Below are 23,157 nucleotides of genomic sequence, written 5' to 3'. Positions count from 1 at the left end.
TGATTTCCGCTGGTCACAGCTGCTGCTGAGCCCTGAGAGGATCGGGGCATGGCGGACTCATCCATGCAGATCAATGCCCTCATCGTCGATGCCACAGACCCCGAGCGGCTCGCTGCCTTCTGGTCCGAACTGCTCGGCAGGCCGGTCGTGGGCCGTATGGGCCCATACGTCTGGCTTCGGCGGGAGAGCGGCCTGGGTCTGGGCTTTCAGCGGACTGCCGAACCCAAGTCGGGTAAGAACCGGGTGCACTTCGACGTCACCTCTCCCGATCCCGCCGCCGAGCAGCAACGGATCGAGACGCTCGGCGGGCGCAGGCTGGAGCAGTACGCCGACGGCGGGTTCCTGGTGATGGCGGACCCCGAGGGCAATGAGTTCTGCATCATCCCTGAGGGCCCCTTCGAGCTCGACGACGAGGGGCGCGCGAACTACCTCGGCTGATGGTCAAACTTCGATGGCACAGGACACTTGCTGGTCGGGGCCTGGTCTGTGAACAGGTACGGCCGCCGTCGATCATCGGTGTGTGAAGACAGAAGATCAGACGGCGGCCGCGGGCCACAGCATAGATCCCGGCCGCTGGCAGGAGACGTTCGAGGTCCTGATGGGCCGCATCGCGGAACGGTTCGTCCGGGTGGAACCACGGCGCCCGCCAGGGGCATTCGTGCTCGGGTTGCTGTCCGACCTGCCACGCAAGAACTGCTGGACGCTCGCCGAGCACGTCGGAGACGCGAACCCGTACGGCTTGCAGCACCTGCTGTCGCCAAATGGGACGCCGTTGTCTTGCACCCCTCTGGACCGGTGGCACGACGGATCACCCCCGTCGTGCCACCGCTCGACGCCGAGGTGGTCCCTCGGCGGCCCGCGCTACGGCGCTGACCGCCCTGCCACCCCTCGCCGAGACCGCGCGGCGGCACCTCGGCGCCCCCGGCCTGTTCCACCGTCCCCGTTTCCGCATGAAGATGCACCACTGCCACCTCGCCCAGGAGGAGGAGGGGCAGGTGACCGCGCTGATCGCCAAGGCCGCCGAGGGCCGCGCCGCTGCGGATCTGTTGGCTGTGCACTCGGTCCGTACGGAACGCGCCGAACGGTCTGGCCGCCGCCCCCTGCTTCACCCCTGACGCGCTCGCCGAACTGCACAGGCTGCTCGTTGCCGCGGACCCCAACATGCCCGGCACCGGGGGCTTTCGGCGTTCCACCTCCAGGGTGACCTGGTCGGACGGGCGGTGTTTCGTCATGGCCGTGAGGCCGGCAAGGAACTGCGCGACCACGTCCGGCGCTGGTACGAGTGGGGCACCAGGACCACCTCGCCGCCCCTGGACGCGGCGGCGCTCAGCATGGTGCGGCTGCTGACGATCCATCCGTTCCCCGACGCCAACGGCCGACCGCGCGCCTGCTCGCCGAGTGCGACCTGTTGGCCGCCGGCCTCATGCCAGGACTCCTGCGCGACATCGAGGGCTGGCTCGAACACCGCCGCGCCGCACACGACGAGGCGGTGGTCGCCGCGGCGGAGGGACGGTGGGAGATATGGGGTGAGCTGTTCACACGGACCGTCGCCGACACGGCCCACCACCGGACCACGACCATCACGGCCTACGGCGCCCTGATCGACGAGGCGATCGAGCGCGCCGGCCGCGAGCCGGGCCATGACAGCCGTCCTGACCTGCCTGCATGAACGGACGTCCGGCGACATCACTGATCGTGCCATGCAGAAATCGAGGTGCCGTAGTCGGGCGCCCATCCCTACCCTCGGCCCCATGCGCCACGAATCCTCCCTGCTGAACGTCATTGATGTGGAAGCCACCTGCTGGGACGGACAGCCGCCGCCCGGATCCGTGAACGAGATCATCGAGATCGGTCTCACCGTCGTGGACGTGTCGGCACGGCGCCGCGTGTCCCGGCACCGCGTCCTGGTCCGCCCTGTCCGGTCGGCGGTGAGCGACTTCTGCACTGAACTGACCGGGCTGACGCAGGCCGAGGTGGAACGGGGCATCACCTTCGCCGAGGCATGCCGGATCCTCGTCGAGGAGTACGGGGCCGGGGAGCGCCCCTGGGCGAGCTGGGGCGAGTACGACCGTCGGCAGTTCGCTCGCCAGAGTCAGGCCGACGGGGTGGCCTACCCGTTCGGCTATCCGACGGAACGCACCCACACCAACGCCAAGGCCGTATTCGCCGCGTCGTACGGGCTGCGGAAGAAACCCGGCATGGACCACGCTCTGCAGATAGCCGGACTGCCGCTCGAGGGACGCCATCACCGCGGCGAGGACGATGCATGGAACATCGCGGCACTCGTCCTCGATCTGCTGGACCGCGGGGCATGGCCGGTCACGACCACAGTCGCCTAGCCAGGCCTTGGGGTGCTCGCCCCCACCTGGCCGCGTGGTGACGGCGCACGGCCCACAACGTCGCCGAACTGCTCGAAGGGCAGGGAAGGCGGACGAGGCGCTCACGGTCTTCCGCGCGAACATCCAGGGGCGCCCGGCGCAAGCAGGCTCGCCCATCGCCCGGCGCCGCAATGATCGCCGCGTCGCCCACCCCTCAGGGCTCTGGCCCACGAGGGCGACACAGCCGCGAGTCAGGCGAGACGGCAACCACCACGGCGCCGTTCCACGGAAACGACACAGGCACAAGCACAGGCACAGGCACAGGCACAGCCTCAACGGCTCCCACGAACCGCGCACCCGAGCCACCAGATCGCCGGTTTCCTACGACGTGTGCCGGGATGCGTGTCAGAGCGAGGCCGGAGCCGCCTGCCCCACGCCCCGGCGTTTGCGGCGCCATGCGTACAGCGCGAGTGCGACGAGCGTCATGGCGTACGGGATCGTCGATACCAGTTGGGGCGGCACGTCGAGCGTGCCGAGCTGTACGGCCAGGGCCTCCGCCGCGCCGAAGCCGAGGGCGGCGAGGAAGACGCCCCAGGGGCGCAGGCCGCCGAGAAAGACCGCCGCCAGGGCGATGAAGCCGCGGCCGGCCGTCATGTCCCGTACGAAGAAGGACACATAGCCCATGCTGAGGAAGACCCCGGCGAGTCCGGCGAGCGCGCCGCTGAGGGCGAGTCCGGCGTACTGGACGCGTCGTACCGGGATACCGACCGACGCGGCGGCGTCCGGCATCTCCCCGACCGCGCGCAGGTGGAAGCCGAAGGTCGTGCGGTAGAACAGCCAGGCGACGAACGGGGCGGCCAGGAAGGCCAGCCAGGTGATCAGGTTCTGGCCGCTGAGCACGGCCCCGAGCACCGGGATGCTCTCGATACCGGGCAGGGGGACGGTCGGCAGGGTGCCGCTGTCGAGGCCGGACGTACCGCCCTTGTCGTCCAGGAGGGTGTAGACGGCGTAGGCGGTGGCACCGGAGGCGAGGAGGTTGAGGCCGATGCCCGCGATGATCGCGTCGGCTCCGAGCTCCAGGCGCAGCGCGGCGAGCAGCAGGCCGAGGAGCGTGGCCACGGTGATCCCACTCAGGGCTCCCAGGGCCACGGAGCCGCTGTAGCCGGCGACCAGCGCGCCCGTGCAGGCGGCGGCCAGCATCTGGCCCTCCAGGGCGATGTTGCTGATGCCGGCGCGTTCGGCGACCAGTCCGCCGAAGGCGGCGAGCAGGTACGGTGTGGCGACCCGCAGCACGGCCGCCAGGAAGGCACTGCTCACGACGACGTCGAATACGGAACTCATCGGCCGCCCACCTGCTTCTGTGCCGCCTGCCTACGGGCGATCCGCCGCTTGAGCAGGTCCGGCAGGGCCTGTGCGGTGACCAGGAGCACGATGACCGCCTGGATGACGACGACGATCTCGGTGCCGACGTCGGTCTGTTGTTCCATGATGTCTCCCCCGGCGCGCAGGTAGGAGTAGAAGAGTCCGGCGATCACGACGACCAGCGGGTTGTTCCTGGCCAGCAGGGCCACCACGATCCCCTCGAAGGCGAGGCTTCCGGCGAGGCCGGGTTCGAGACGGCCGTAGACGCCCTGGACGAGATGGGCTCCGGCGAGGCCCGCGACGGCGCCGCCGATGACGAAGCTCCATTCGATGGCGCGGGGCACCCGGATGCCGCCGTACTCGGCGAAGTCGGAGTTGGCGCCGGTCATCCGGATGCGGTAGCCGAGCGGGCTGCGCGTGATGAGCAGCCACAGCGCGGCGGCGGTGAGCAGCATCAGGACGAGGCCGACGTTGGACCGGCCGAGCGGGATGCCGAACCAGTCGGTCAGCGGGGTGAGCACGGAGTCCTGCTGGACCCTCTCCGAGTGCACGGCGCTGCTGCCGGGCTCCTTCAGCGGGCCGTTGACCAGGTAGTCGTAGACGCGGACGACGATGGCGTTGAGCATGAGTGTCGCCACGATCTCGTTGGCGCCGAGGTGCGCCTTCATGGATCCGGGTACGAAGCCCATGCCCGCTCCCGCCGCGGCCGCGGCGACGAGCGGGACGACGACGGCGGCGACCGGCGGCAGCGGGAGGAAGATCGCGACGACGGCGGCCGCCAAGGCACCGGCGTACAGCTGGCTTTCGGCGCCCAGGCTGATCTGCCGGGCCCGGAAGGGGATGGCGACCGACAGGCCGAGCAGGGTGAGTGTGGTGGCGTCCTCCAGCCAGCGGCCGACCCGGAAGGAGCGCTCCAGCGGCCCGGTGAGCAGGGCCTCGTACGCCGCGACCGGATCCTTGCCGGTGGCGAGGATGACGAGGAAGCCGACGGCGAGGGCGGCCAGAACGGTGGCCAGGGTCATGCTGAGGTCGACGGCCAGGCCGCGGCGCCGGGTCGCCCGGTACTCCCGGCGGTCCTCGGTCTCGACGAGGGTGCTGGTCATGGGGTGGGCTCCTCACCGGCGACGAGACCTGCCGTCAGGTGCTTGTCGTCGTGGTGTTCGACGCCGAGCATGTAGAGGCCGACGTGCTTCTCGGTCAGGCCGGTGGTGTCGTCGAACCGGCCGACGAGCAGGCCGTCCTTGAGGACCAGCAACCGGTCCGAGAGCGCGAGCAGTTCGGTCAGGTCGGCGGAGATCAGCAGGACGGCGGCGCCGTTGTCCCGCGCGGCGACGAGACGCTCGTACATGAAGCGCATGGCTCCGATGTCGACCCCGCGGGTGACCTGGGAGGCGATCAACAGCCGTGGTGCGGCGGCGAGTTCGCGGGCGACGATCACCTTCTGCATGTTGCCGCCGGACAGCGCGCGCATGGGGACGGACGGGTCGGGGGTGCGGATCGCGTACTGGTCGATGAGCCGCTCGGCGTGGGCGCGCACGGCCTTGGGATGCAGGACGCCGCGGCGGGCGAGCGGGGGGCGGTCGTGGCGGTCGACGACGAGATTGTCGGCGATCGACTCGTCCAGGGCGGCGCCGTTGTGCAGCCGGTCCTCCGGGACGTACCCCACGCCTGCCATGCGGTGACCGGCGACGCCGAGGCCCGCGGTGTCGGTGCCGCCGACGTGGATCGTGCCGGAGGTGGGGCTGCGCAACCCGGCCAGGATCTCGGCGAGTTCACTCTGGCCGTTGCCCTCGATGCCTGCCACGCCGACGATCTCCCCGGCCGCGACGTCGAAGGAGAGGCGGTGCAGCGACTGGCCCGTGGGCGCCTCGTATCCCAGCCTCCGTACACGTAGGGTGACTTCGCCCCGGCGGGCCGGGACCCGGTCGACGTCCAGGGACAGGTCGCGGCCGACCATCATGGCGGCCAGGGAGCGCTCGGTGGCGTCGGCGGTGGGCACGGTTCCCACCAGGGAGCCGGCGCGCATCACGCTGACCTGGTCGCTGATCTCCCGTACCTCGCGCAGCTTGTGCGAGATGAACAGCACCGTCATCCCGCCGTCGCGCAGCCGTCGTACGGCGGCGAAGAGGTCCTCGGTCTCCTGTGGGGTGAGTACGGCGGTCGGCTCGTCCAGGATCAGCACCTTCGCCCGGCGGTGCAGGGCCTTGAGGATCTCGGTGCGCTGGCGCATTCCGACGGACACCTCGTCGATGCGCGCCTTGGGGTCGACGGCGAGTCCGGCCTCCTCGGCGAGCCGGGCGGTGGTCTCGACCGCCGCCCTCGCGTCGACCAGGCCGCGGCGGCCGGGCTCGACGCCGAGGACGACGTTCTGGGCGACGGTGAAGGAGGGCACCAGCATCAGGTTCTGGTGCACCATGCCCACGCCGAGCGCGATCGCCGAGGCCGGGCCGCGCAGGGTGCGCGGCCGTCCACCGATCAGGATCTCGCCGGACGAGGGCTGCTCCAGGCCGTAGAACATCTTCATCAGCGTGGACTTGCCCGCGCCGTTCTCACCGACCACCGCCCGGATCTCACCGGGTGGGACCGTCAGGTCCACGCCGCGGACCGCGCGCACCCCGTTGCCGTAGGTCTTCGTCACCGCTCGGGCGGCGACCGCCGGACCTGCGGCGTGCCATGACTCGTTCATCGTCGGGACCGTTTCGGTTCAGGCGGCTAGAGGGCGCTGGGGACCTTGACGGAGCCGGACTTCACCTTGTCGGCGGCCGCCTCCAGCTCGGTACGGATCTTCTCCGGCACCAGCTCCTTGAAGTGGTCGTCGTTGACGTAACCGACGGCGTCCTCGGCGAGGCCGACGGTCTCGACGGCGCCGTACTTCAGGGAACCCTTCTGGTCGTCCTGCGCCGCCTTGTACAGGGCGTTGCCGACGTTCTTGAGGATGGAAGTGACGACGGTGTTCTTCTGCGCCGGGTCGCTGAGGGTCTGGTACTGGTCGGAGTCGACTCCGAAGGCGTAGCGCTTCGCCGCGGCCGCGGACTCGAAGGTGCCGAGCCCGGAAAGCCCGGCGACCGGCCACACCAGCGCGGCGCCCTGGCCGTACATGGCGTTGGAGATCTCCTTGCCCTTGGCCGGGTCACCGAAGGGCTTGTCGCCGCCGACGTACTGCACGAGGACGTCGGAGCTCTTGCCGCCGGCCGCCTTGAATCCGGACCTGAATCCGACGACGAAGTCCTCGATGAGGGGGATTTTCACACCACCCATGACACCGGCCTTCTTGAGGGATTCGGCTCCCTTCAGGGATTTGGCGGCGATGAGCTTCTCGGCGAGGAATCCCGCGAGATATCCGCCCTCGTTCTGCTTGAAGGTCACGGAGTACACGTTCTCGCACTTGTTGGAGCAGGTGCCGTTCTTGCCGCTGTAGTCGACGGGCGCGTCGAAGACCCAGAACTTCTTGTCCGGGTACTGCGGGGCGAGGTCGCCGATGTAGTCGGTGACGTCGAAGGTGCCGGCGGCGAGGATGTCGTAGTCGTCGGCTGCGGCCGCGTCCTCGAAACCGGGCTCCCACTTGGTGCGGTCCGAGCCCAGTTCCACCACCTTGAGCTCGTAGCCGAGGTCCTTCGCGGCGCGCTTCAGACCCTCGTGGGCGGAGTCGAAGAACGACTTGTCGCCCAGCCCGCCGTTGATGACCAGTTTGACTCGGGGCTTGCCGGAGGCTCCCGTCGACCCGGAATCCCCGTCCGACCCTCCGCAGGCGACAAGTACGAGCATTCCCGCCGCCAGCGCCGCGGCGGCGCTCTTTCTATTTCTCATCTGCTTTCTCCTGATCATGTGTGGGCCGGTTCGGGGTGAGTGAGTGCATTGAACACTAAGAAGTGCAAAACGTTTTGGCTACGAGGTCCGGTTTCCGTTTGATTTCTGAAGCAAGAAATTCAGTCGGCGAGCAGGGCGTCGGCCGCTATGCGCACGGCCCGTGCGAAGCACGTCTCCCGTTCGGCGGCGGTGAGCTGCTCACCGGTGCGGAGGTGGTCGGTCGCGGTCAGAACGGCGAGTGCCTCCCCGCCCTCGGCAGCGGCGACGGCGTAAAGCCCCGCGGCCTCCATCTCGACAGCGAGGGTTCCCCTGCGCTCCAGTGTGTCGAAGACGGCGGGCCTGTCCAGGTAGAAGTGGTCGGTGCTGAACACCGGTCCGACGCGCACGGCTCCCCCGCCGTCCGGCTGCTCCTGTTCCGCGACCCGAACGGCGGCGCCCAGCAGCCGATGGGACGGGGCCAGGGAGAGTGTGACGCCGCTGTCCGGCAACCGGCCGACCTGCGAGTCGGTGTGCGCGGCGGAGGCGATCACCACGTCCCGCAGCGCCACCGTCGCCGGGATCGCCCCCGCCGTACCGACCCGGGCGATCCTGCGTACTCCGTAGTGGCGCAGCAGTTCGGTCGCGTAGATCGACATCGACGGGACACCCATGCCGGAGGCGAGGACCGACATGGGCTCGCCCCGGTGGGTGCCGGTGTAGCCGAGGATCCCGCGCACCTCGGTGACGAGCCGGGCGCCCTCCAGGAACGTCTCGGCGATCCGGCGCGCACGGCGTGGGTCACCCGGCATCAGCACGAGGGGGGCGAAGTCGCCGGGCGCGGCGGCGATATGCGGTGTGCCGTGAGCGGGCATCACAGCTCCGCTCCGGCGAGCCAGCGCACCAGCCGGTCCCACAGCTCGGCATAGCCCTCCCATTCCAGGAACGGGGGCGGGGCCCAGTGGGGCGCGACATCGGAGGTGAACGCCGCCGACCGGCCCGCGCCGTGCCCGCCGACGACGAGCAGCGGATGCCCGGCGCACTCGGCCAGCAAGGACGCCTCCGGCCGTACGGTGACCTCGTTGAGTCCGAGCAGCGAGGGCCACAGCCGCTCCAGCCCTCGTACGACAGCGTGATCGGCCACCACTTCGGCCACGGCCCCGGCCGGGAGCTCCACCCGGTCGTCCCGGTCGACCATCGCCACCGGCAGCGCGTCGGCCAGTGGTGTACGCCCCCAGCGTGCGCGGGCGTCGATGCCGCTGAAGGTCAGATAACCGCCGATCATCAGCACCCCGCCGCCCCGTTCCACGAAGGCCCGGACCAGCTCGGAACGGTCGGGACAGGGGATGGAGTGGCCGAAGGTCTGCGGCGGCAGCTGGAAGCTGTTGGCGCCGACGTCACTGATGACCACGACGTCGTACTCGTCGAAGCCGCCCACGGAGTCCGGGACCCGGGTGGCTATCTCGTGCGCGGGGACGTACGTCACCTCGTGTCCGCGCGAGCGCAGCGCCTCGAGGAAGACGTCGCCGCCCTCGGTGTACTCCGCGGTGTGGAAGGCGTCGAAGCCTTTCTGATGGACCGTGTACGTGAACCAGGACTCGCCGACCACGAGGACTCTGGGCATGGTGAAATCACCTTTCAGAAGGGGGATTTGGGCACAGGGGTGGTGCGACACCGCGTCCTGCGGGACAGGCGGGAGGGATCAGCGGGCGGCGGGCGCCGTGCTGCCGCGCACCTTGAGGGTGACGGGGAGGGTGTGCCGGGAGGCGGGCGGGACCTCGCCCCGGGAGACGTACTGGAGGAGCTGCGCGGTGGCGGTGCGGCCCACGTCGTAGGCCGGCTGATGGACGGTGGTCAGGGGCGGGTTGATCTGGGAGGCGGCCCGGATGTCGTCGAAACCGACCACGGAGATGTCCCCGGGGACCGAAAGTCCGGCCTCGGTGAGGGCGGCGAGGGCACCGAAGGCCATCAGGTCGTTGGCCGCGAAGACGGCCGTGCTGTCCAGGCCGCCCTCCTCGACCAGTTTGGCGACCAGGCGGTAGCCGGAAGCCTCCTTGAAGTCGCCGACGCGTTCGACGACGTGACCGCCAAAGGCCCGCACGAAGCCGGCGGCGCGTGCGACGCCGCTCCGCAGCCCGCGCGGACCGGTCAGCATCAGCACCCGGCGGTGGCCGAGCTCCCGCAGATGCTCGCCGACCAGCCGCCCGCCCGCCTCATGGTCGGCGGTGGCGATGAGCGCACGTTCTAGGCCGTCGACCTCCTCATCGGCGAGCGCGATGGGGAACCGGCCCATCAGGGCCTCCAGCCGCCGGCGCGAGGGCGAGGATCCCGAGGCGTACACCATGCCGTCGACGAACCGGCTGCGGATCATGCCGAGGTAGCGGTCCTCGCGGTCGGCGTCGAACTCGGTGTTGCACAGGATCAGCCCGTACCCCAGGTCGTGGGCGGCGTCCTCGGCGCCCTTGGCAAGTTCGGCGAAGAAGGCGTTGCTGATGTCGGGGATGAGCAGGCCGATGACGGAGGTGGAGCCGGCCTGGAGGCTGCGGGCCAGCGAGGCCGGGACGTAGCCGAGCCGGTTGACGACGCTGCGGACACGGGCGGCGGTCTGTTCGTTGACCGGCCGGTTGCCGCTGAGGACATGGGAGACGGTGGTGGGGCTGACCCCCGCGGCGGCGGCCACATCCTTGATGGAGGCGGGCCTGCGCACCGCCGGCCGATCGTCGGCTCTGTGCTGGCCGTACGACTCACGGGTCATAGTGCTGCACCACCCTTCCGTGGGAGGTGTCGAGGATCCGAGCCACCCGGGAATCGGCCTCCGCCAGCAGTGCGGGCTCGTCCACGGTCAGCAGGCGTCCGTCACGCATCAGCACCCGGCCGTCGACCACGACCGTGCGTACGTCGCTGGCGCGGGCGCTGTAGACGAGTGCCGCCCGCGGGTCGTGCAGGGGACGGCAGTGCAGCCCCGACAGGTCGACCAGGACGATGTCGGCGCGCATGCCCGGCTCCAGCGCCCCGATCCGGTCCTGCAGCCCGAGAGCCCGGGCCCCGCCGCGCGTCGCCAGGCGCAGGGTGTCGGAGACCGTCATCCAGGTGGCGTCCCGCACCGCCTGCTTCTGGGTCAGGGCGACCAGCCGCAGCGCCTCCCACACGTCCAGCGTGTTGTGTCCGGCGGCCCCGTCCGTGCCGACCGCGACCGTGACTCCGGCGTCGAGCAGGTCCCGGACCGGGGTGAGCGGGGACAGCGCGTGCTTGAGGTACACCTTGGGACAGCAGGCCACGGCGGTCCGTTCGGCATGCTCGGCCAACAGCGGCAGGTCCTGTTCGACGATGCCGCAGCCGTGGGCGATGAGGGCGCCCGCCTCCAGGACCCCGGTCTCGTGCAGCACCCGGATGGGTGTGGCGCCGCGCCGCGCGAGGCTGGACTCGGTCTGCTCCAGGTGTTCGGCGGCGTGGATGTGCAGGCGCAGTCCGAGTCGCCGGGCGTGTCCGGCGAGGGCCCTCAGGTCCGTGTCGTCGACGGTGTACGGGGCGTGCGGCCCGAGCGAGACGGTGACCCGGCCCCCGGCCGTGCCGTGCCGGGTCTCTGCGAACCGCACGGTGGCTTCCAGGGCCTCCTGACCGTGGCTGCTGAAGTAGGTGGGCGCGATGTCGGCCCGCAGGCCCGTCTCGGAGACCGCCTCCGCGATCCGCTCGGGGAAGAAGTAGTGGTCGGCGAAGGTCGTGACTCCTGAGCGGATCATCTCCGCGCAGGCCAGCAGCGCCCCGGTCCGCACGTCGTCGGGGGTGAGGTTGGACTCCATCGGCCAGACCCGCTCGTTGAACCAGCCCTCGACCGTCACGTCCTCAGCGGCGCCCCGCATCAGCACCATCGGACTGTGCGTGTGTGCGTTGACCAGGCCCGGGACCGCGAGCAGACCCCGCCCGTCGATCACCTCGGCGGCGTCGCTCGGATGCACGCTGCCGGTCGGCCGTACCTCCTGGATACGGCCGTCCGCCACGACGATGTCGTGCGACCGGAGGATCTCGCACTCGCCCTCCGCCGGAATGCGCAGCACATCGCACCCGGACACCACAAGGCCACCCGACGCAGCGGCCGCTTTCTCGCTCATGGCCTCAAGCTAGGGATGCAAAACGTTTTGCACAACCATCATCTTCCAGGCATATCGGATGCAAGTCGGGGTGGTCCGCGCGCCGACGACGCGTCAGGCCGGTCATGGGTCAGAAGAGGGCGGTGAAGAGGCCGACCAGGAATGCGGTCACGAGACTCAGCACCAGGACGGCGATGAGCCCGCCCAGCCCCGCGAACAGGTATCCCTCCGCGTTCTCGAGCCTGGCGTGCCGCGCGCAGGCGAGCAGCCAGGCCGACAGCGTGAGGAACGGGACGAGCAGGAGCCCGGCGACGGTACCGAAATCCAGGACGGCGGAGCCCGACAGTTCGTACGCCCGTCCCCTCGCAGTCCGGACCTCCACGGCCGTACCGGACGGGTATTTCTCGGCGGCCGACTGCAGCAGGATCCCGCGGGCCGGCTCATCCGCTCCGCGCGAGGCGTACGAGCCCGTACAGTCCGTGCCGGACACGTTCCCGTCCACATCGTGGGAGTCATGGCACTCGGTGATCAACACGACACCGTCCACGGGCCCGAAGCCGAGCACCGCGGACAGCTGCGGTCCGGACACCAGCCAGACCAGCCACCCGGCGAGGGCCAGGCTCACCACCCCTCCGACCGCGGCCGCGCCCCGCGCCAGCCACCGTCCGGCACCCCGCATGGTCAATCCTCCTGAGCTCACGTCGTACCGTCCTCGTACTGGCCGAGGCAGCGGAGGCCGCCTTGCCAGGGGCGGAAGCGTCCTTTACGGGGGGCCTCACCCGACCCGTCCGCCGCCACCTCGGTGACCTCGACGGCGGGAAGAGCCGGCACCTCGGCAGAGCGGCGGACGATCAGCAGCGGCGCCCCGACCAGCAAGGCTTTTTGACCTACCGTCAACCTCTCGACTCTCATCGCCGTGGCGTCAGGTGATTCGCCCAAAGGCTGGGCGACGGTGGCTGGATCGGCGTCAGTGGAGACCAGTGGCGCTGATGACCGGCTCCCGGCAGACGCCGTGCACCCGCAGGCTGCCGCCCGGCTGGTAGCTGCGGCGGGCCGCCCCGACCGGGGCCGGGTCGGGGGTCGCTGCCGCCAACAGGTCTTTCACTCTCCCAGCCACCAGTCGTCGACGGCATCCGGATGCGGGGGCAGCGCGCCGTTGCCCTCCGGGGCTCCGAAGGCCGGATTGACGCCCAGGGCAACGTCCTCGCCGCCGCGCAGCACCACACGAGACGGTGCTCCGATGTATTCGTTCTCCACGCAATAGCGGGTCTCGGCATAGGCACCCTCCATCGCGTTCTTGAGGGTGAGCAGGTCCAATACCTCGGGCCCCCCTTGAACTCCCTTCACCAGCCCGCGCACAAGGGTCTCGGTGAAGGGATCATCGCTGAACCCGAAACTCAACGGTCCGGCCAGCACGGACACGCCGGGGGCCGTCGTGGCCAACGCCGACGCAGCTACGTCCGGGTAGCCGCACTCAAGGATGCCGACGAGGCGGGCCGCCTGACTGGCACTCATGATGTCGGCAACCGCTTCCAGGCTGACACCGGTGTCTTCCAGACGGTACGGGTCGGTGCCCCCGACGCCGAGGAACAGACGTTCCTCGTGGTAGAAGCCCTTCCCGGCGAACTGGAACAGCAGCACGTCTGATGCCGCTTCTGCGGCGTGCCGGACGGCACCGAGGACATCGGCTGGGCGCTCCGGGTCCAGGAGCAGCGTGGTGTCTTCCCGGCGGAACGCGCCACCACCGGATCCCTCACCGGTGAGCGCCTCCGTTGCCAAACGGCGGGTCACGTCCGCCGCCTCGGAAGAGCCCAGTCCGAAGCTGGAGCCGACCAGTACCGCGCGGGAACGCTCACGGGCGGGCAGGAGAGCAGGACGCAGCTGATCCGAAGGGGCTGTCATACGGGCTCCTCGCAGGTGCGGGTCGGCCGCGACGGACGCAATGACGCGCTCGACGAGTGCAACCGTGGCCGGTGGTTCGCGGTGCCATCATCTCGGAATCTCTTCCATTACACGCCTCCCCCGCCGGACTGAGACCGGCAGGAGGAGGGGAGAACCGTGTGAAGCGGTCTGTGATCACTGCAGCCGAATTCACCTTTCCCCTTCGGGCCGACCTCGACAGAGGAGGAACGAGATCACGTAAGGGCGTCTTCCATGGCCGGGATGAGGAGTCGGAGCAGGTCCTGACCGATTTCGTCCTGCACGAACTGCGGGTAGTCGCCGTCGCGGGAAGGGACCACGTCAAAGAGGAAGTGCCGGGCACCCACCGTGAAAGCGAACATCATGGGTTCGTCGTCAGCGGGCCAGACTCCGAACGACTCTCCTTTTGCCATGCCTTGAGGGATCAACTGCACGCCCGGTGCCCCCAGGCGGTTGCGGTAGTCCTCTCGACTGACTTCCTGGACGCTCGCATAGGAGGTCGGGTTGCCCCACGTGCACCCCCATGGGCGCTTGCCGTCGACGGGGTCGGGACGCGTGCCCACGAAGGCCTCGTACTTGCCATAGCGACCGAAGATCCCCGGTAGCTCTTCCGTGTCCATCAGCGAACACGCGCTCGCCTGCTGAGTGGACACGGCCTTCGACGAACCCTCCTGGCTCGAAGAGCCACCGGGTCCGGCCGTCGAGCAGCCCGCTACGGCGAGAGCTCCTACGACGAGGGGCACAGTCCAACGATGCCTCCTCCGCCCTGACTCTGTAGGTGCCTCACGCATCCCAGCCGTCCGAAAAGAAGCGGCCGCTCTCCGTGTCGGCGCCCACGTCCTGCTGTCCGTCACCATGTCGATCCGTCCCTTTCGCTTGCCTGATGCTCAAGGCGCCGCCCGCCCCACGACATGGCGCTACGGGGCGCCCGCGCCCCGAGGTCAGTGATCCGGTCGGCGAGTTCGGTCGCGTCCGACAGCACGTCGTGGACGGTGGTGCGGAGGCCGCCCGCTCCTTGGCCGACAGCGGACGCAGAGGTGTCAGCTCCCAGGGCAACAGGCCCTGAGCGACCTGCCAGGTACGCGCGTCGGCGGCGAGGATTCTTCCGCACCACGCGACGTCGGCCGCGCTGGTCGCCGCGACCGGGGCGCGCCCTCGCAACCGGCCCAGCATGATGGCCCCTTCCAGGGATCTGGCTACCGACATCTGCCTCCTCGCCTTCCGGGTCCGCGACTGCGTACTGCGCCCGCTCGTGGCCGAAGCCAAGGGCACCATGCCCGAAGCCGCGCCGCTCCGAATCCGCCGATCGTCGGCGCCTCACCGTCCGGCCAGGGACTCCCGGATTCCCGGACCGGGCCGGAGCGGGGATCTGCTGTCCGGCGTCCGACCTGGGCCGACCCGCGTGCCGCCGACTTCGGCGGGAGACGGCGGCCCGGCGGCTCCGGCAGGCCGTGCCAGGCGGGACGTCCGCTGTCCCCCGGAATCCGAGCTGGTCACGTTCACACCGCTGTGGCTCTTCCCCATCCTCGTAGGCCTGACGGGCCGATCGACGTGGCCGCTCCTGTCCGTCCGTCGCCGGCGGGCTGCCGAAGTCCGCCCGGTCGGGGGAGGTTCTAGGGAGCGGCGGTTGGTTCCTGGGACCAGTCGGCCAGCAGTCGCTCGGTCTCGCGGGTACGTGGGTGGTGGGTGCCCTGGACCCGGACCATGTCGGCTAGCACGGCGGTGAGTTGGGTCACGGCGGTGGTGTGGTCCCCACCGCTGTACAGCAGTTCGGCCCGCTGCTGGCGGATGCGCAGGGACCGCGGGTGGTCGGCGCCGAACACCCGCTCCACCGTCTGGTGAAGCCGCCCGAGTTGTTCCACTGCCGCGAGGGTGTCTCCGGCGACGCCGCGCCAGAAGGCCAGGTTGGTCTGGCAGGTCAGGGTGGTGGGGTGCTCTGTGCCCAGCCCGGCTTCCGCGTCGTCGGCCGCCGTGACGAACTGCTCGACTGCCAGGTCGTGGTCTCCGGCGATCCCGTGCCAGTAGGCGAGGTTGTGCCGGGCGATGAGGGTGTCGTGGTGCAGCCGGCCGAGAACGCTGACCAGTCCGTCGACCGCCTTTTGGTAGGTGGCGACGGCCGTCCGCACGTCGCCCGTCTCCCCGATCCACCGGCTGAGGTCGGACAGGACTCGCAGCGTCGACGGGTGCCGTGGCCCGAGGCTGCGCTCCAGGTCCCGGGCGAGTGCGGCATAGGCGTCGCGGGCGCCGACAGCGTCCCCGGACAGGCCGCGGCACAGGGCGACATGCTCCTCGGCGGCCGTCACCAACGGATCGTGCGGGGCGAGCACCGCCCGAGCCTCGGCGGCCAGGGCGTCGAAGTCGGCCAGGGCGGCGACGATCAGCCCCGTCTCCATCCGCCAGCGTGCCTCGTGCAGCCGTATGGACAGCGTGTCCGGATCGGCCGGACCCAGACTGTTCTCGGCCTCGCGCCGGAGGTCCGCCAGCAGCCGTACGGCCTCCGTCGTGTTCCCCAAGTCGCCTTCGGCCTGTGCCACTTGCGCGCGCACCGTGAGCAGATCCCGATGGTCGGCGGGGAGTTGCCGCCGGGCCCGGTCTGCGAGCTGCGTCGCCATGGTCCGTGCCGCGTCGTGACGGCCCAGGCCGGCCAGGTGCGTCCCCAGCCTGCGGAGCAACGGGTGCATTCCGGCGTCGTACCAGAGGTGGTCGCCGGCGTGGGCCAGCAGTGCTTCGGCGCAGCGGTACAGCACGGCCGTGCTTTCGGGGGCGCAGTCCGGCGCGGACCACACCTCTTCCAGGGCATCGGCAGCCGCCGTGGCGATCGCCGCGCGGCGGTCCGGCCGTACGCCGTCGCGGACCACCCGCTGGACCAGCGAGTGCACCTCGACGACGGCAGTGCCGGACGGTTCCTGGTGGGTGACGGTGACGAGGCTCAACCGGTGCAGGGCACGCAAGGCGAGCAGGTTGCTGCGTGCGGGGAGCGCGCCCGGCTCAATCAGTGCGCCCTGCTCGGGGGGTTCGCCTCGCTCGCGGCAGCGGTCACCGTCGAGCCATGCGCGGGCTGTTGAGCTGAGCAGGACCTCCTCCGGAATGCCGTCGGGCGCCAGCATCGAGATCAATTCGAGCAGGGCCCGAGCGGCTCCGGGCGGAGCCAGTGACTCCGCTCGCGCCAGGGCGAGTTGGAGGGTGCTGGTCACCGTACCGCCGTGCTCGTCGGCGGGGGACGACGACGGGAACAGACCGGCGAGGTTCTCCCGCTCGTCGGTCAGGAGGTTCAGGTACGAGGGCAGGTCCATGCCGGTGTCGATGAGGAAGGCCGCCGCCTGGGAGAGGGCGAGCGGAAAGTGCCCGAGCACCGAGGTGAGGGCGACCAGGTCCTCCGGGCGGTGCGCCGGGAGCCCGGCCGGTCCGGCGGCGGTGTCCGGATCCAGTGACAGCCGGTCGGCCAGGTACCCGGTGGCCTCCTCAGCGGTGAACACACCGACGGGGATCACGCGGACGCCCGGACGAAGCAGTACGGCGTCCCGCCGACGGGTGGTGACCACGGCCCGGCCGGCGTCGCCCTCCGGCCACAGCCCGGCCACTTCGCCGAGGTCGTCGACGTCGTCGAGGACCACGAGCCAGGACGTCGCGGTCGACCGCAGCCAGGCGAGGAACAGGTCGGCCTGCGTCTCGTCGTCGCTGCCGGGGTCGGTGCCGGGCGTGGCGCCCTCGCCGGTGACGCTCGCCCGCGAGAGCGCTCGCCAGGCGCGGGCATAACCGTCCAGCACGGAAGCACGGTTGTCGGCGGCCACCCAGAGCAGAAGCTCGCTTCGCCGCTTGGCACGGTGGAACGCCGCCGCGGCCAGCTGCGACTTGCCGACGCCGCCCGCACCGGTGAGCAAGATCCGCCGTACGGAATCGTCCGCCAGGCCATCGTCGATGCGCTCGGCGAACTCTTGACGCCGGCGCAGCGCGGCGGCATCGCTCGGCGGACGCCCGATGACGATCGGCGCCTGCACACCCTGCGGCCGTGCGGTGATGCGCTCCCGCAATCCGGTGGCGAGGCGGTCGCTGCGGTGCTCCCGCGCGGCGCGCCACAGGCCCTGCCAGCGCGCCACCGCCGTCCGGTCGGCCGCAACGCCACCGGTCGCCTGCTCGACGGCGCGCACCAGGGCCATCACGGCCTCGAACTGGCGGGGCACCGACCGCCCGCTGGTCCATTCGCCGAGCCGACGTGCGTCGACGGTGACCCGGCGTCCGGACGGCAGCACCACCGCGCTGGCCCGCCGGGCCAAGGCATCGTCCGGCACGTCCGGCAGCCTGCGACGCAGTCGGGTCAGTTCCGCCGCGAAGACGAGCCGAGGATCACCGGTTCCGTGCTCGCCCACCTACGGCGCCCCTTTCAGCCGACTCCACGCAAGGACTCCGCCTCCGGGCAACCTCGCCTGTGACGCGGGCCGACCAAGCGCGACCGGGCGGGCAACGTCACTCGGGATGTCCCCACACCTGCGAACGTCCGCAAGCATGGTACGAGCCCGACGCAAGTACGCGCGGCGCCTGGACGAGTTCGCTGCTCAACGCCTGCGGGGCAAGCAGGCATGAGGAATTGCCGCCGAGCGGATCGACGTCCGTGAGATCGACGGTTGTGCAAAGGGTTTTGGATACCTAGCTTGTGCGCCATGGATGAGCGAGCGTCCGCCCCGACCCCAGGACGAGCGCCCGAGGACCGGTACGCCCGCCCGCGGCCGTCGGCGCACACCACGCCTCGCTCTGACGCTGTTCCAACGGGCCACTGAGCGGCCCACCCACACCCCAGCCGACACAGTCCGCCCCGGTCAACGGCCGAGGGCTGGGCCCACCCTTGTCTGTCGGCCCTTCACGCCCTGCCCGACCACCTCTCGGAAAGCCTGGAAGGACCACCATGCGACACAGACTTCGAACGCGTGGCAGACGCACGCTCGTGGCCGGTCTCACCGCAGCCCTGCTCCTCGGCGGAGTGGCCGTCGCCGGCGGGTTCGCCGCGGAGCCCGGTGGTACCGATGCCGTCGAGCAGCACGGCATACGGTTGCTGGACACCCTGACCGTGCCCGCCGGGACGAGCGAGTTCGGCATGCCCTTCGGGGGGCTGTCCGGCATCGACTACGACAGGAAGTCCGACGCGTACGTCGCCCTCAGCGACGACCGCTCGGAGAACGGCAAGGCCCGCTTCTACACCCTTCGACTGCCGCTGGCCGGTACCGGGTTCGCGCACGACGAGCCCGACCTCGACGGCCTCACGGTGCTGGACGACACCACCGGTGACCCCTTCGCGGCCAAGCAGGTCGACCCCGAAGCGATCCGCTGGACACCGGGCGGCAAGAGCCTGCTGTGGACGAGCGAGGGTGCCTCCTCGTCCGGGCAGCCCGCCTTCGTCCGCGAGGCGAGCACCTCTGGCGGCTACGAACGTGAACTGCCGCTGCCCAAGGCGTACGCGCCGGTGAAGTCCGCCTCCGGAACGCTCATCTCGGGCGTCCGCAACAACCAGGCCCTGGAAGGCCTGACCCTCTCCCCGGACGGCAGCAAGGCCGTCACCGTCACGGAGAACGCCCTCGTCCAGGACGGCCCCGCGGCAGGGCTGACGGCCAAGAGCCCGTCCCGGCTGCTGGTGATGGACCGCGAAACCGGAGCCGCCGAAGCCGAGCACGTCTATGAGGTCGACCCGATCTCCGACGCGCCCACCGCCCCGCTGCCCGCCCCCGTCGGCACCTACTCCGCGGACCGGGGAGTCTCCGAGATCCTCGCGATCAACGAGACCGACTACATCACCGTCGAGCGGTCCTTCGCCTCCGGAGTCGGCTTCTCCATCCGCCTCTACTGGACGAGCACCATCGGTGCCACCGACGTCGGCGGCAAGGAGAAGCTGTCCGGCTCGGAAAAGCCGATGCCGAAGAAGCTGCTGTACGACTTCACCACCACCGGCACCGACGCCGACAACGTCGAGGGCATCACCTGGGGCCCGACCCTGCCCGACGGCTCCCGTTCCCTCGTCCTCGTCGCCGACGACAACTTCGGCTTCAACGGCAGCGTCACCAAGTTCCACCTGCTCTCCGTCCGCCCCGGGCTGCTCGCCGCCCACACCCCGGACATCAACGGCGACAACGCCGTGAACGGCAAGGACCTGGCGGCCCTTCCCGGCGCCGGCCCGGCCGGTGACCTCGACGGCAACGGCCGCACGGACGGCAAGGACATCAAGCTCTGGACGTCGTACACCCGCAACTTCCCCACCGCGCCGAAGCCCGCTCGGACGGTCGACGTCCAGCTGCTGTCCTTCAACGACTTCCACGGCAACCTGGAACCGCCCACCGGGCGGGACGCCAGCCTCGGCTCCAAGCTGGACCCGAAGTCCACCACGGTCGGTGGCGTCGAATACCTCGCGACCAGGCTGAACCAGCTCCGCGAGGGCACCGAGGCCTCGCTGACCGTCGCCGCCGGCGATGTCATCGGCGCCAGCCCCTTCCTCTCCGGACTGTTCCACGACGAACCGACCGTCGAGTCCATGGAGAAGCTGCACCTGGACGTCACCAGTGTCGGCAACCACGAGTTCGACGAGGGCACCGAGGAACTGCTGCGCATGCAGTACGGCGGCTGCCACCCGGCGGACGGCTGCTACATCAAGGACGAGCCGTACGACGGTGCCGCGTTCCCCTGGCTCGCCGCCAACGTCATCGACCGCACCACCGGTGAACCGCTCCTCGCCCCCACCTGGATCAAGAAGGTCGACGGAGTCCAGGTCGGCTTCGTCGGCATGACCCTGGAGGGCACCCCTGAGGCCACCGGCCAGTCGGGGATCAAGTCCGTGCGCTTCCTCGACGAGGTCCGGACCGCCAACGCGGCGGCTGGGAAGCTGCGCGAGCAGGGCGTCGAGGCCATCGTGGTCCTGCTGCACGAGGGCGGCATCCAGGCCGGCAGCTACGGCCAGTGCGACGGAATCTCCGGGCCGATCGTCGACATCGCGAAGAACCTGGACCCGGCGATCGACGCCGTGGTCACCGGCCACACCCACCAGCCGTACATCTGCTCACTGCCCGACCCGGCGGGCAAGCCGCGCATGGTCACCTCGGCCTCCTCCTTCGGCCGGGTGGTCACCGAGACCCGGCTGACCGTCGACCGCCGTACCGGCGACGTCGTACGCGACCAGGTCGCAGCGATGAACCACCTCGTCACCCGCACCGGCACCAAGGACGCCGACCAGACCGAGGTCATCGCCAAGTGGAAGGCCCTCTCCGCGCCCCTGGCCAACCGGGTCGTCGGCAGCGTCACCGCCGACATCACCCGCTCCGAGACCCGCGACGCCGAGTCCGACCTGGCGAACCTGGTCGCCGACGCCCAGCTCGCGGCGACCTCGGCGATGGACAAGGGCGGGGCCCAGATCGGGCTGATGAACCCGGGCGGGGTCAGGGCGGACCTGGTGTACGCCACCTCGACGGGCGGCGAGGCACCCGGTGAGATCACCTACGCCGAGGCGTTCGCCGTGCAGCCCTTCGCCGGGTCCCTGGTGACCGTGGACCTGACCGGAGCGCAGATCGAGAAGATCCTTGAAGAGCAGTTCAACGACTCCGGCACCCGAGCGCCCACGCTCGTCCTGGGTGTCTCCAAGGGCCTGACCTACTCCTACTCCCGCAGCGGCCCGGTCGGCGACCGTATCGACCCGGCGTCGATCAAGCTCAACGGCGAGACCCTGAACCCGGACACCACGTACCGGGTGGCCGCCAACACCTTCCTCGCGGCGGGCGGCGACGGCTTCACCACCTTCGCCCAGGGCAAGAACACCGTCGGTGGCGGTGACGACATCGCGGCCCTGACCGCGTACCTCACGGCCAGTAGCCCGGTCACCCCTCCGGGGACCGACCGCGTCACTGAACTCCCCTGACCGCCTGAGGGAGTTCCCGTGGATGGCTTCATCGGCGGTGGGCCCTGGCGGGCTGGTGCCGGTGATGGCGGTGCCAGGCGGGCCGGTGCAAGACGTGGCCGAGGTCCCGGCGAGGCCGTAGAAGGACCGCGCCTCGGAGCACCGTGAGCAGCAGTTCGCGGGGGCCGGTGGGAACGAGCGCGACGTCGATGGCCGGGGACGGCAGGGCGGCAGGGCGGCAGGGCGGCAGGGCGGCAGGGCGGCAGGGCGGCAGGGCGGCAGGGCGGCAGGGCGGCAGGGCGGCAGGGCGGCAGGGCGGCAGCGGATGGTGGACTCGTCCGGTGAACGGTCACCCGGACCTGCCCACACGGCCAACTTCGCCAACTGGCCGCGCGACCCGCCCTGCGACTGCGCGTCCTCGGCCGACTGGATCCCGACCGCTCGGCCACCCTGCCGCGCCTCGCGGTGGGGCCCGTGCCCGGTGCGGCTCATCGCGGAAAGAGCCGGCAGACGCGTCAGGAGGCGGGCGGCGCCGTACTTTCCCTGACCTTCAGTTCGACCGGCAGAGTGTGCCTGGACGAGGGCGGTACCTGGTGCCGTGCGACGTACTTGAGAAGTTGTGCGGTCGCGGTGTGTCCCACGTCGTACGCGGGCTGATGGACAGTCGTCAGGGGTGGGAAGACCAACGAGGCTGCCCTGATGTCGTCGAAACCCGCCAGCGACACGTCCTGCGGCACGGACACGCCTGCCTCGCGGAGTGCGGCGAGGGCCCCGATGGCCATCAGGTCATTACCGGCGAAGACAGCTGTCTGTTCGAGGCGGCCGGTCGCGAGAGCTTCTGTTATCAGGCGGTATCCGGATTCTTCCTTGAAGTCGCCGACTCGTTCGACCACCTCGCCTTCGAATGCATCCACGAACCCGGAGCCGCGCGCGCTGCTGCTCCGGAGGTCACTGGGGCCGGTCAGCATCAGCGCACGACGATGCCCGAGTGTCCTCAGATGCTCTCCGACCAGGCGTCCCCCACCCTCGTGATCGGCCGTCGTGATGAGGGTGGCTTCGAGCCCTTCGACCTCCTCGTCTGCAAGGGCAATGGGAAATTGACCCACCAGGGCGTCCAGCCGCTGTCGTGACGGGGGCGAGCCGGCCGCATAGACCACGCCGTCGACGAAACGGCTGCGGATCAGACCCAGGTAGCGGTCCTCCCTGTCACTGTCGAACTCCGTGTTGCACAGAATGACGCCGTAACCGAGATGGTGCGCGGCGTCCTCGACGCCCTTGGCGAGCTCGGCGAAGAACGTGTTGCTGATGTCGGGGATCAGGAGGCCGATCACCGAAGTGGAACCTGCCTGCAGGCCGCGCGCCAAAGAGGCCGGCACATACCCGAGGCGGCTGACCACACTCCGGACCCGGGTGGCTGTCTGCTCGTTGACCGGCCGGTTGCCGCTGAGCACATGCGAGACCGTCGTCGGACTGACACCGGCCGCAGCCGCCACGTCCTGGATGGACGCGGGCCGGCGTCCGTCGGCCCGCCTCGGCGCGGCATTCTGTGGGGTCATGGTGCTGCACCGCCCACCCTGTCCGGCGGAGCCGGTGGCCCCTTGCTCACACAAGTGAGCGTAATCATCCGCCGACGCTCCGCACAATGAAAGCGCCCGCGTGGACTCTTCCGTCCGGATCTTCGTGAATTCCATCCAAAACGCTTTGGGTGTTGTGCAAAACGTTTTGGAAATCTAGCGTCGAAATCGAAGTCGAAAGGCGATGCCCCCGGAAGGCGAACCGGACCGACCCAGGTCGGATCGCCAGACACACGTCATCACCC

The 23,157-nt window shown here is 70.2% G+C and carries 20 protein-coding genes and 2 pseudogenes; 7 read left to right on the top strand and 15 right to left on the bottom strand.

Translation table 11 applies throughout. The features are described from left to right. Window positions 1-48 precede the first annotated feature (48 nt). The 6 genes and pseudogenes from ACZ43N_RS04640 to ACZ43N_RS04615 all read left to right on the top strand — a co-directional run bounded on the left by ACZ43N_RS04640 (window position 49) and on the right by ACZ43N_RS04615 (window position 2,339). On the top strand, window positions 49-438 hold the full coding sequence (locus ACZ43N_RS04640) for a VOC family protein (protein WP_468094921.1): 390 nt from the start codon (window positions 49-51) through the stop codon (window positions 436-438). Between the two features lie 160 nt (window positions 439-598). Further along, a pseudogene (locus ACZ43N_RS04635) lies at window positions 599-754 on the top strand (IS701 family transposase); the annotation flags it as partial. 196 nt (window positions 755-950) lie between these two features. Continuing rightward, window positions 951-1,115, top strand: coding sequence for a hypothetical protein (locus ACZ43N_RS04630; protein WP_468095545.1), 165 nt, complete (start codon window positions 951-953; stop codon window positions 1,113-1,115). A 105-nt stretch (window positions 1,116-1,220) separates the two neighbouring features. Beyond that, a pseudogene (locus tag ACZ43N_RS04625) lies at window positions 1,221-1,367 on the top strand (hypothetical protein); the annotation flags it as partial. Between the two features lie 56 nt (window positions 1,368-1,423). Continuing rightward, a complete protein-coding gene (locus tag ACZ43N_RS04620; protein ID WP_468095544.1) occupies window positions 1,424-1,669 on the top strand; it encodes a hypothetical protein in 246 nt (81 codons plus the stop codon). An 82-nt stretch (window positions 1,670-1,751) separates the two neighbouring features. Further along, window positions 1,752-2,339, top strand: a complete 588-nt coding sequence (locus ACZ43N_RS04615; RefSeq protein WP_468094920.1) for a 3'-5' exonuclease — start codon at window positions 1,752-1,754, stop codon at window positions 2,337-2,339. Between the two features lie 384 nt (window positions 2,340-2,723). Here the strand turns inward: ACZ43N_RS04615 and ACZ43N_RS04610 are convergent, their stop codons facing one another. The 14 genes from ACZ43N_RS04610 to ACZ43N_RS04545 all read right to left on the bottom strand — a co-directional run bounded on the left by ACZ43N_RS04610 (window position 2,724) and on the right by ACZ43N_RS04545 (window position 17,838). Continuing rightward, window positions 2,724-3,659 carry an ABC transporter permease gene (locus ACZ43N_RS04610; RefSeq protein WP_468094918.1) on the bottom strand — a complete coding sequence of 312 codons (936 nt, stop codon included), beginning with the start codon at window positions 3,657-3,659 and terminating at the stop codon, window positions 2,724-2,726. Beyond that, window positions 3,656-4,783, bottom strand: a complete 1,128-nt coding sequence (locus ACZ43N_RS04605) for an ABC transporter permease (RefSeq protein ID WP_468094916.1) — start codon at window positions 4,781-4,783, stop codon at window positions 3,656-3,658. The genes ACZ43N_RS04610 and ACZ43N_RS04605 overlap by 4 nt, the downstream gene beginning before the upstream one ends. Then, complete coding sequence (locus tag ACZ43N_RS04600; RefSeq protein WP_468094915.1) at window positions 4,780-6,366, bottom strand: ABC transporter ATP-binding protein; 1,587 nt, start codon at window positions 6,364-6,366, stop codon at window positions 4,780-4,782. Before ACZ43N_RS04600 ends, ACZ43N_RS04605 begins: the two co-directional genes overlap by 4 nt. A gap of 26 nt (window positions 6,367-6,392) precedes the next feature. Then, window positions 6,393-7,487 (bottom strand): BMP family lipoprotein, encoded by a 1,095-nt coding sequence (locus tag ACZ43N_RS04595; RefSeq protein WP_468094914.1) that lies wholly within the window; start codon window positions 7,485-7,487, stop codon window positions 6,393-6,395. A 119-nt stretch (window positions 7,488-7,606) separates the two neighbouring features. Next, a complete protein-coding gene (gene deoD / locus ACZ43N_RS04590) occupies window positions 7,607-8,338 on the bottom strand; it encodes a purine-nucleoside phosphorylase (protein ID WP_468094913.1) in 732 nt (243 codons plus the stop codon). Next, complete coding sequence (locus tag ACZ43N_RS04585) at window positions 8,338-9,087, bottom strand: glutamine amidotransferase (protein ID WP_468094912.1); 750 nt, start codon at window positions 9,085-9,087, stop codon at window positions 8,338-8,340. The genes deoD and ACZ43N_RS04585 overlap by 1 nt, the downstream gene beginning before the upstream one ends. A 78-nt stretch (window positions 9,088-9,165) precedes the next feature. Next, window positions 9,166-10,218: a LacI family DNA-binding transcriptional regulator gene (locus ACZ43N_RS04580; RefSeq protein WP_468094910.1), complete on the bottom strand. Its 1,053-nt coding sequence runs from the start codon at window positions 10,216-10,218 to the stop codon at window positions 9,166-9,168. Then, window positions 10,208-11,572, bottom strand: a complete 1,365-nt coding sequence (locus ACZ43N_RS04575; RefSeq protein ID WP_468094908.1) for an amidohydrolase family protein — start codon at window positions 11,570-11,572, stop codon at window positions 10,208-10,210. The genes ACZ43N_RS04580 and ACZ43N_RS04575 overlap by 11 nt, the downstream gene beginning before the upstream one ends. A gap of 109 nt (window positions 11,573-11,681) precedes the next feature. After that, the gene (locus tag ACZ43N_RS04570) at window positions 11,682-12,230 is read right to left on the bottom strand and encodes a hypothetical protein (RefSeq protein ID WP_468094907.1); all 549 of its coding nucleotides are present in this window, start codon (window positions 12,228-12,230) and stop codon (window positions 11,682-11,684) included. A 17-nt stretch (window positions 12,231-12,247) separates the two neighbouring features. Beyond that, a complete protein-coding gene (locus ACZ43N_RS04565; RefSeq protein WP_126397305.1) occupies window positions 12,248-12,448 on the bottom strand; it encodes a hypothetical protein in 201 nt (66 codons plus the stop codon). Window positions 12,449-12,518: 70 nt separating this feature from the next. Continuing rightward, on the bottom strand, window positions 12,519-12,656 hold the full coding sequence (locus ACZ43N_RS04560; RefSeq protein WP_468094906.1) for a hypothetical protein: 138 nt from the start codon (window positions 12,654-12,656) through the stop codon (window positions 12,519-12,521). Next, window positions 12,653-13,342: a hypothetical protein gene (locus tag ACZ43N_RS04555; RefSeq protein ID WP_468094905.1), complete on the bottom strand. Its 690-nt coding sequence runs from the start codon at window positions 13,340-13,342 to the stop codon at window positions 12,653-12,655. The genes ACZ43N_RS04560 and ACZ43N_RS04555 overlap by 4 nt, the downstream gene beginning before the upstream one ends. 344 nt (window positions 13,343-13,686) lie before the next feature. Continuing rightward, window positions 13,687-14,124 carry a hypothetical protein gene (locus tag ACZ43N_RS04550; protein WP_468094903.1) on the bottom strand — a complete coding sequence of 146 codons (438 nt, stop codon included), beginning with the start codon at window positions 14,122-14,124 and terminating at the stop codon, window positions 13,687-13,689. A gap of 960 nt (window positions 14,125-15,084) precedes the next feature. Continuing rightward, entirely contained in the window at window positions 15,085-17,838 is a 2,754-nt protein-coding gene (locus tag ACZ43N_RS04545; protein WP_468094901.1) for a tetratricopeptide repeat protein, read from the bottom strand. 572 nt (window positions 17,839-18,410) lie between these two features. Here ACZ43N_RS04545 and ACZ43N_RS04540 point away from each other — a divergent pair. Beyond that, window positions 18,411-21,359, top strand: coding sequence for an esterase-like activity of phytase family protein (locus ACZ43N_RS04540; RefSeq protein ID WP_468094900.1), 2,949 nt, complete (start codon window positions 18,411-18,413; stop codon window positions 21,357-21,359). Window positions 21,360-21,853: 494 nt separating this feature from the next. Here ACZ43N_RS04540 and ACZ43N_RS04535 read toward each other — a convergent pair whose 3' ends face one another. Further along, a complete protein-coding gene (locus tag ACZ43N_RS04535; protein WP_468094898.1) occupies window positions 21,854-23,029 on the bottom strand; it encodes a LacI family DNA-binding transcriptional regulator in 1,176 nt (391 codons plus the stop codon). Window positions 23,030-23,157 lie beyond the last annotated feature (128 nt).

It is taken from the genome of Streptomyces sp. NPDC030814, from assembly GCF_055572155.1.
The sequence above is the reverse complement of the archived record's forward strand: the minus strand, read 5'-3'. Positions and strand labels throughout refer to the sequence as shown.

Coding starts and splice junctions, on each gene's coding strand:
- ACZ43N_RS04610 (WP_468094918.1), bottom strand. CDS start 3,659: ATGAGTTCCGTATTCGACGTCGTCGTGAGCAGTGCCTTCCTGGCGGCC.
- ACZ43N_RS04575 (WP_468094908.1), bottom strand. CDS start 11,572: ATGAGCGAGAAAGCGGCCGCTGCGTCGGGTGGCCTTGTGGTGTCCGGG.
- ACZ43N_RS04640 (WP_468094921.1), top strand. CDS start 49: ATGGCGGACTCATCCATGCAGATCAATGCCCTCATCGTCGATGCCACA.
- ACZ43N_RS04595 (WP_468094914.1), bottom strand. CDS start 7,487: ATGAGAAATAGAAAGAGCGCCGCCGCGGCGCTGGCGGCGGGAATGCTC.
- ACZ43N_RS04615 (WP_468094920.1), top strand. CDS start 1,752: ATGCGCCACGAATCCTCCCTGCTGAACGTCATTGATGTGGAAGCCACC.
- ACZ43N_RS04605 (WP_468094916.1), bottom strand. CDS start 4,783: ATGACCAGCACCCTCGTCGAGACCGAGGACCGCCGGGAGTACCGGGCG.
- deoD (WP_468094913.1), bottom strand. CDS start 8,338: ATGCCCGCTCACGGCACACCGCATATCGCCGCCGCGCCCGGCGACTTC.
- ACZ43N_RS04535 (WP_468094898.1), bottom strand. CDS start 23,029: ATGGAATTCACGAAGATCCGGACGGAAGAGTCCACGCGGGCGCTTTCA.
- ACZ43N_RS04580 (WP_468094910.1), bottom strand. CDS start 10,218: ATGACCCGTGAGTCGTACGGCCAGCACAGAGCCGACGATCGGCCGGCG.
- ACZ43N_RS04570 (WP_468094907.1), bottom strand. CDS start 12,230: ATGCGGGGTGCCGGACGGTGGCTGGCGCGGGGCGCGGCCGCGGTCGGA.
- ACZ43N_RS04600 (WP_468094915.1), bottom strand. CDS start 6,366: ATGAACGAGTCATGGCACGCCGCAGGTCCGGCGGTCGCCGCCCGAGCG.
- ACZ43N_RS04630 (WP_468095545.1), top strand. CDS start 951: ATGAAGATGCACCACTGCCACCTCGCCCAGGAGGAGGAGGGGCAGGTG.
- ACZ43N_RS04620 (WP_468095544.1), top strand. CDS start 1,424: ATGCCAGGACTCCTGCGCGACATCGAGGGCTGGCTCGAACACCGCCGC.
- ACZ43N_RS04585 (WP_468094912.1), bottom strand. CDS start 9,087: ATGCCCAGAGTCCTCGTGGTCGGCGAGTCCTGGTTCACGTACACGGTC.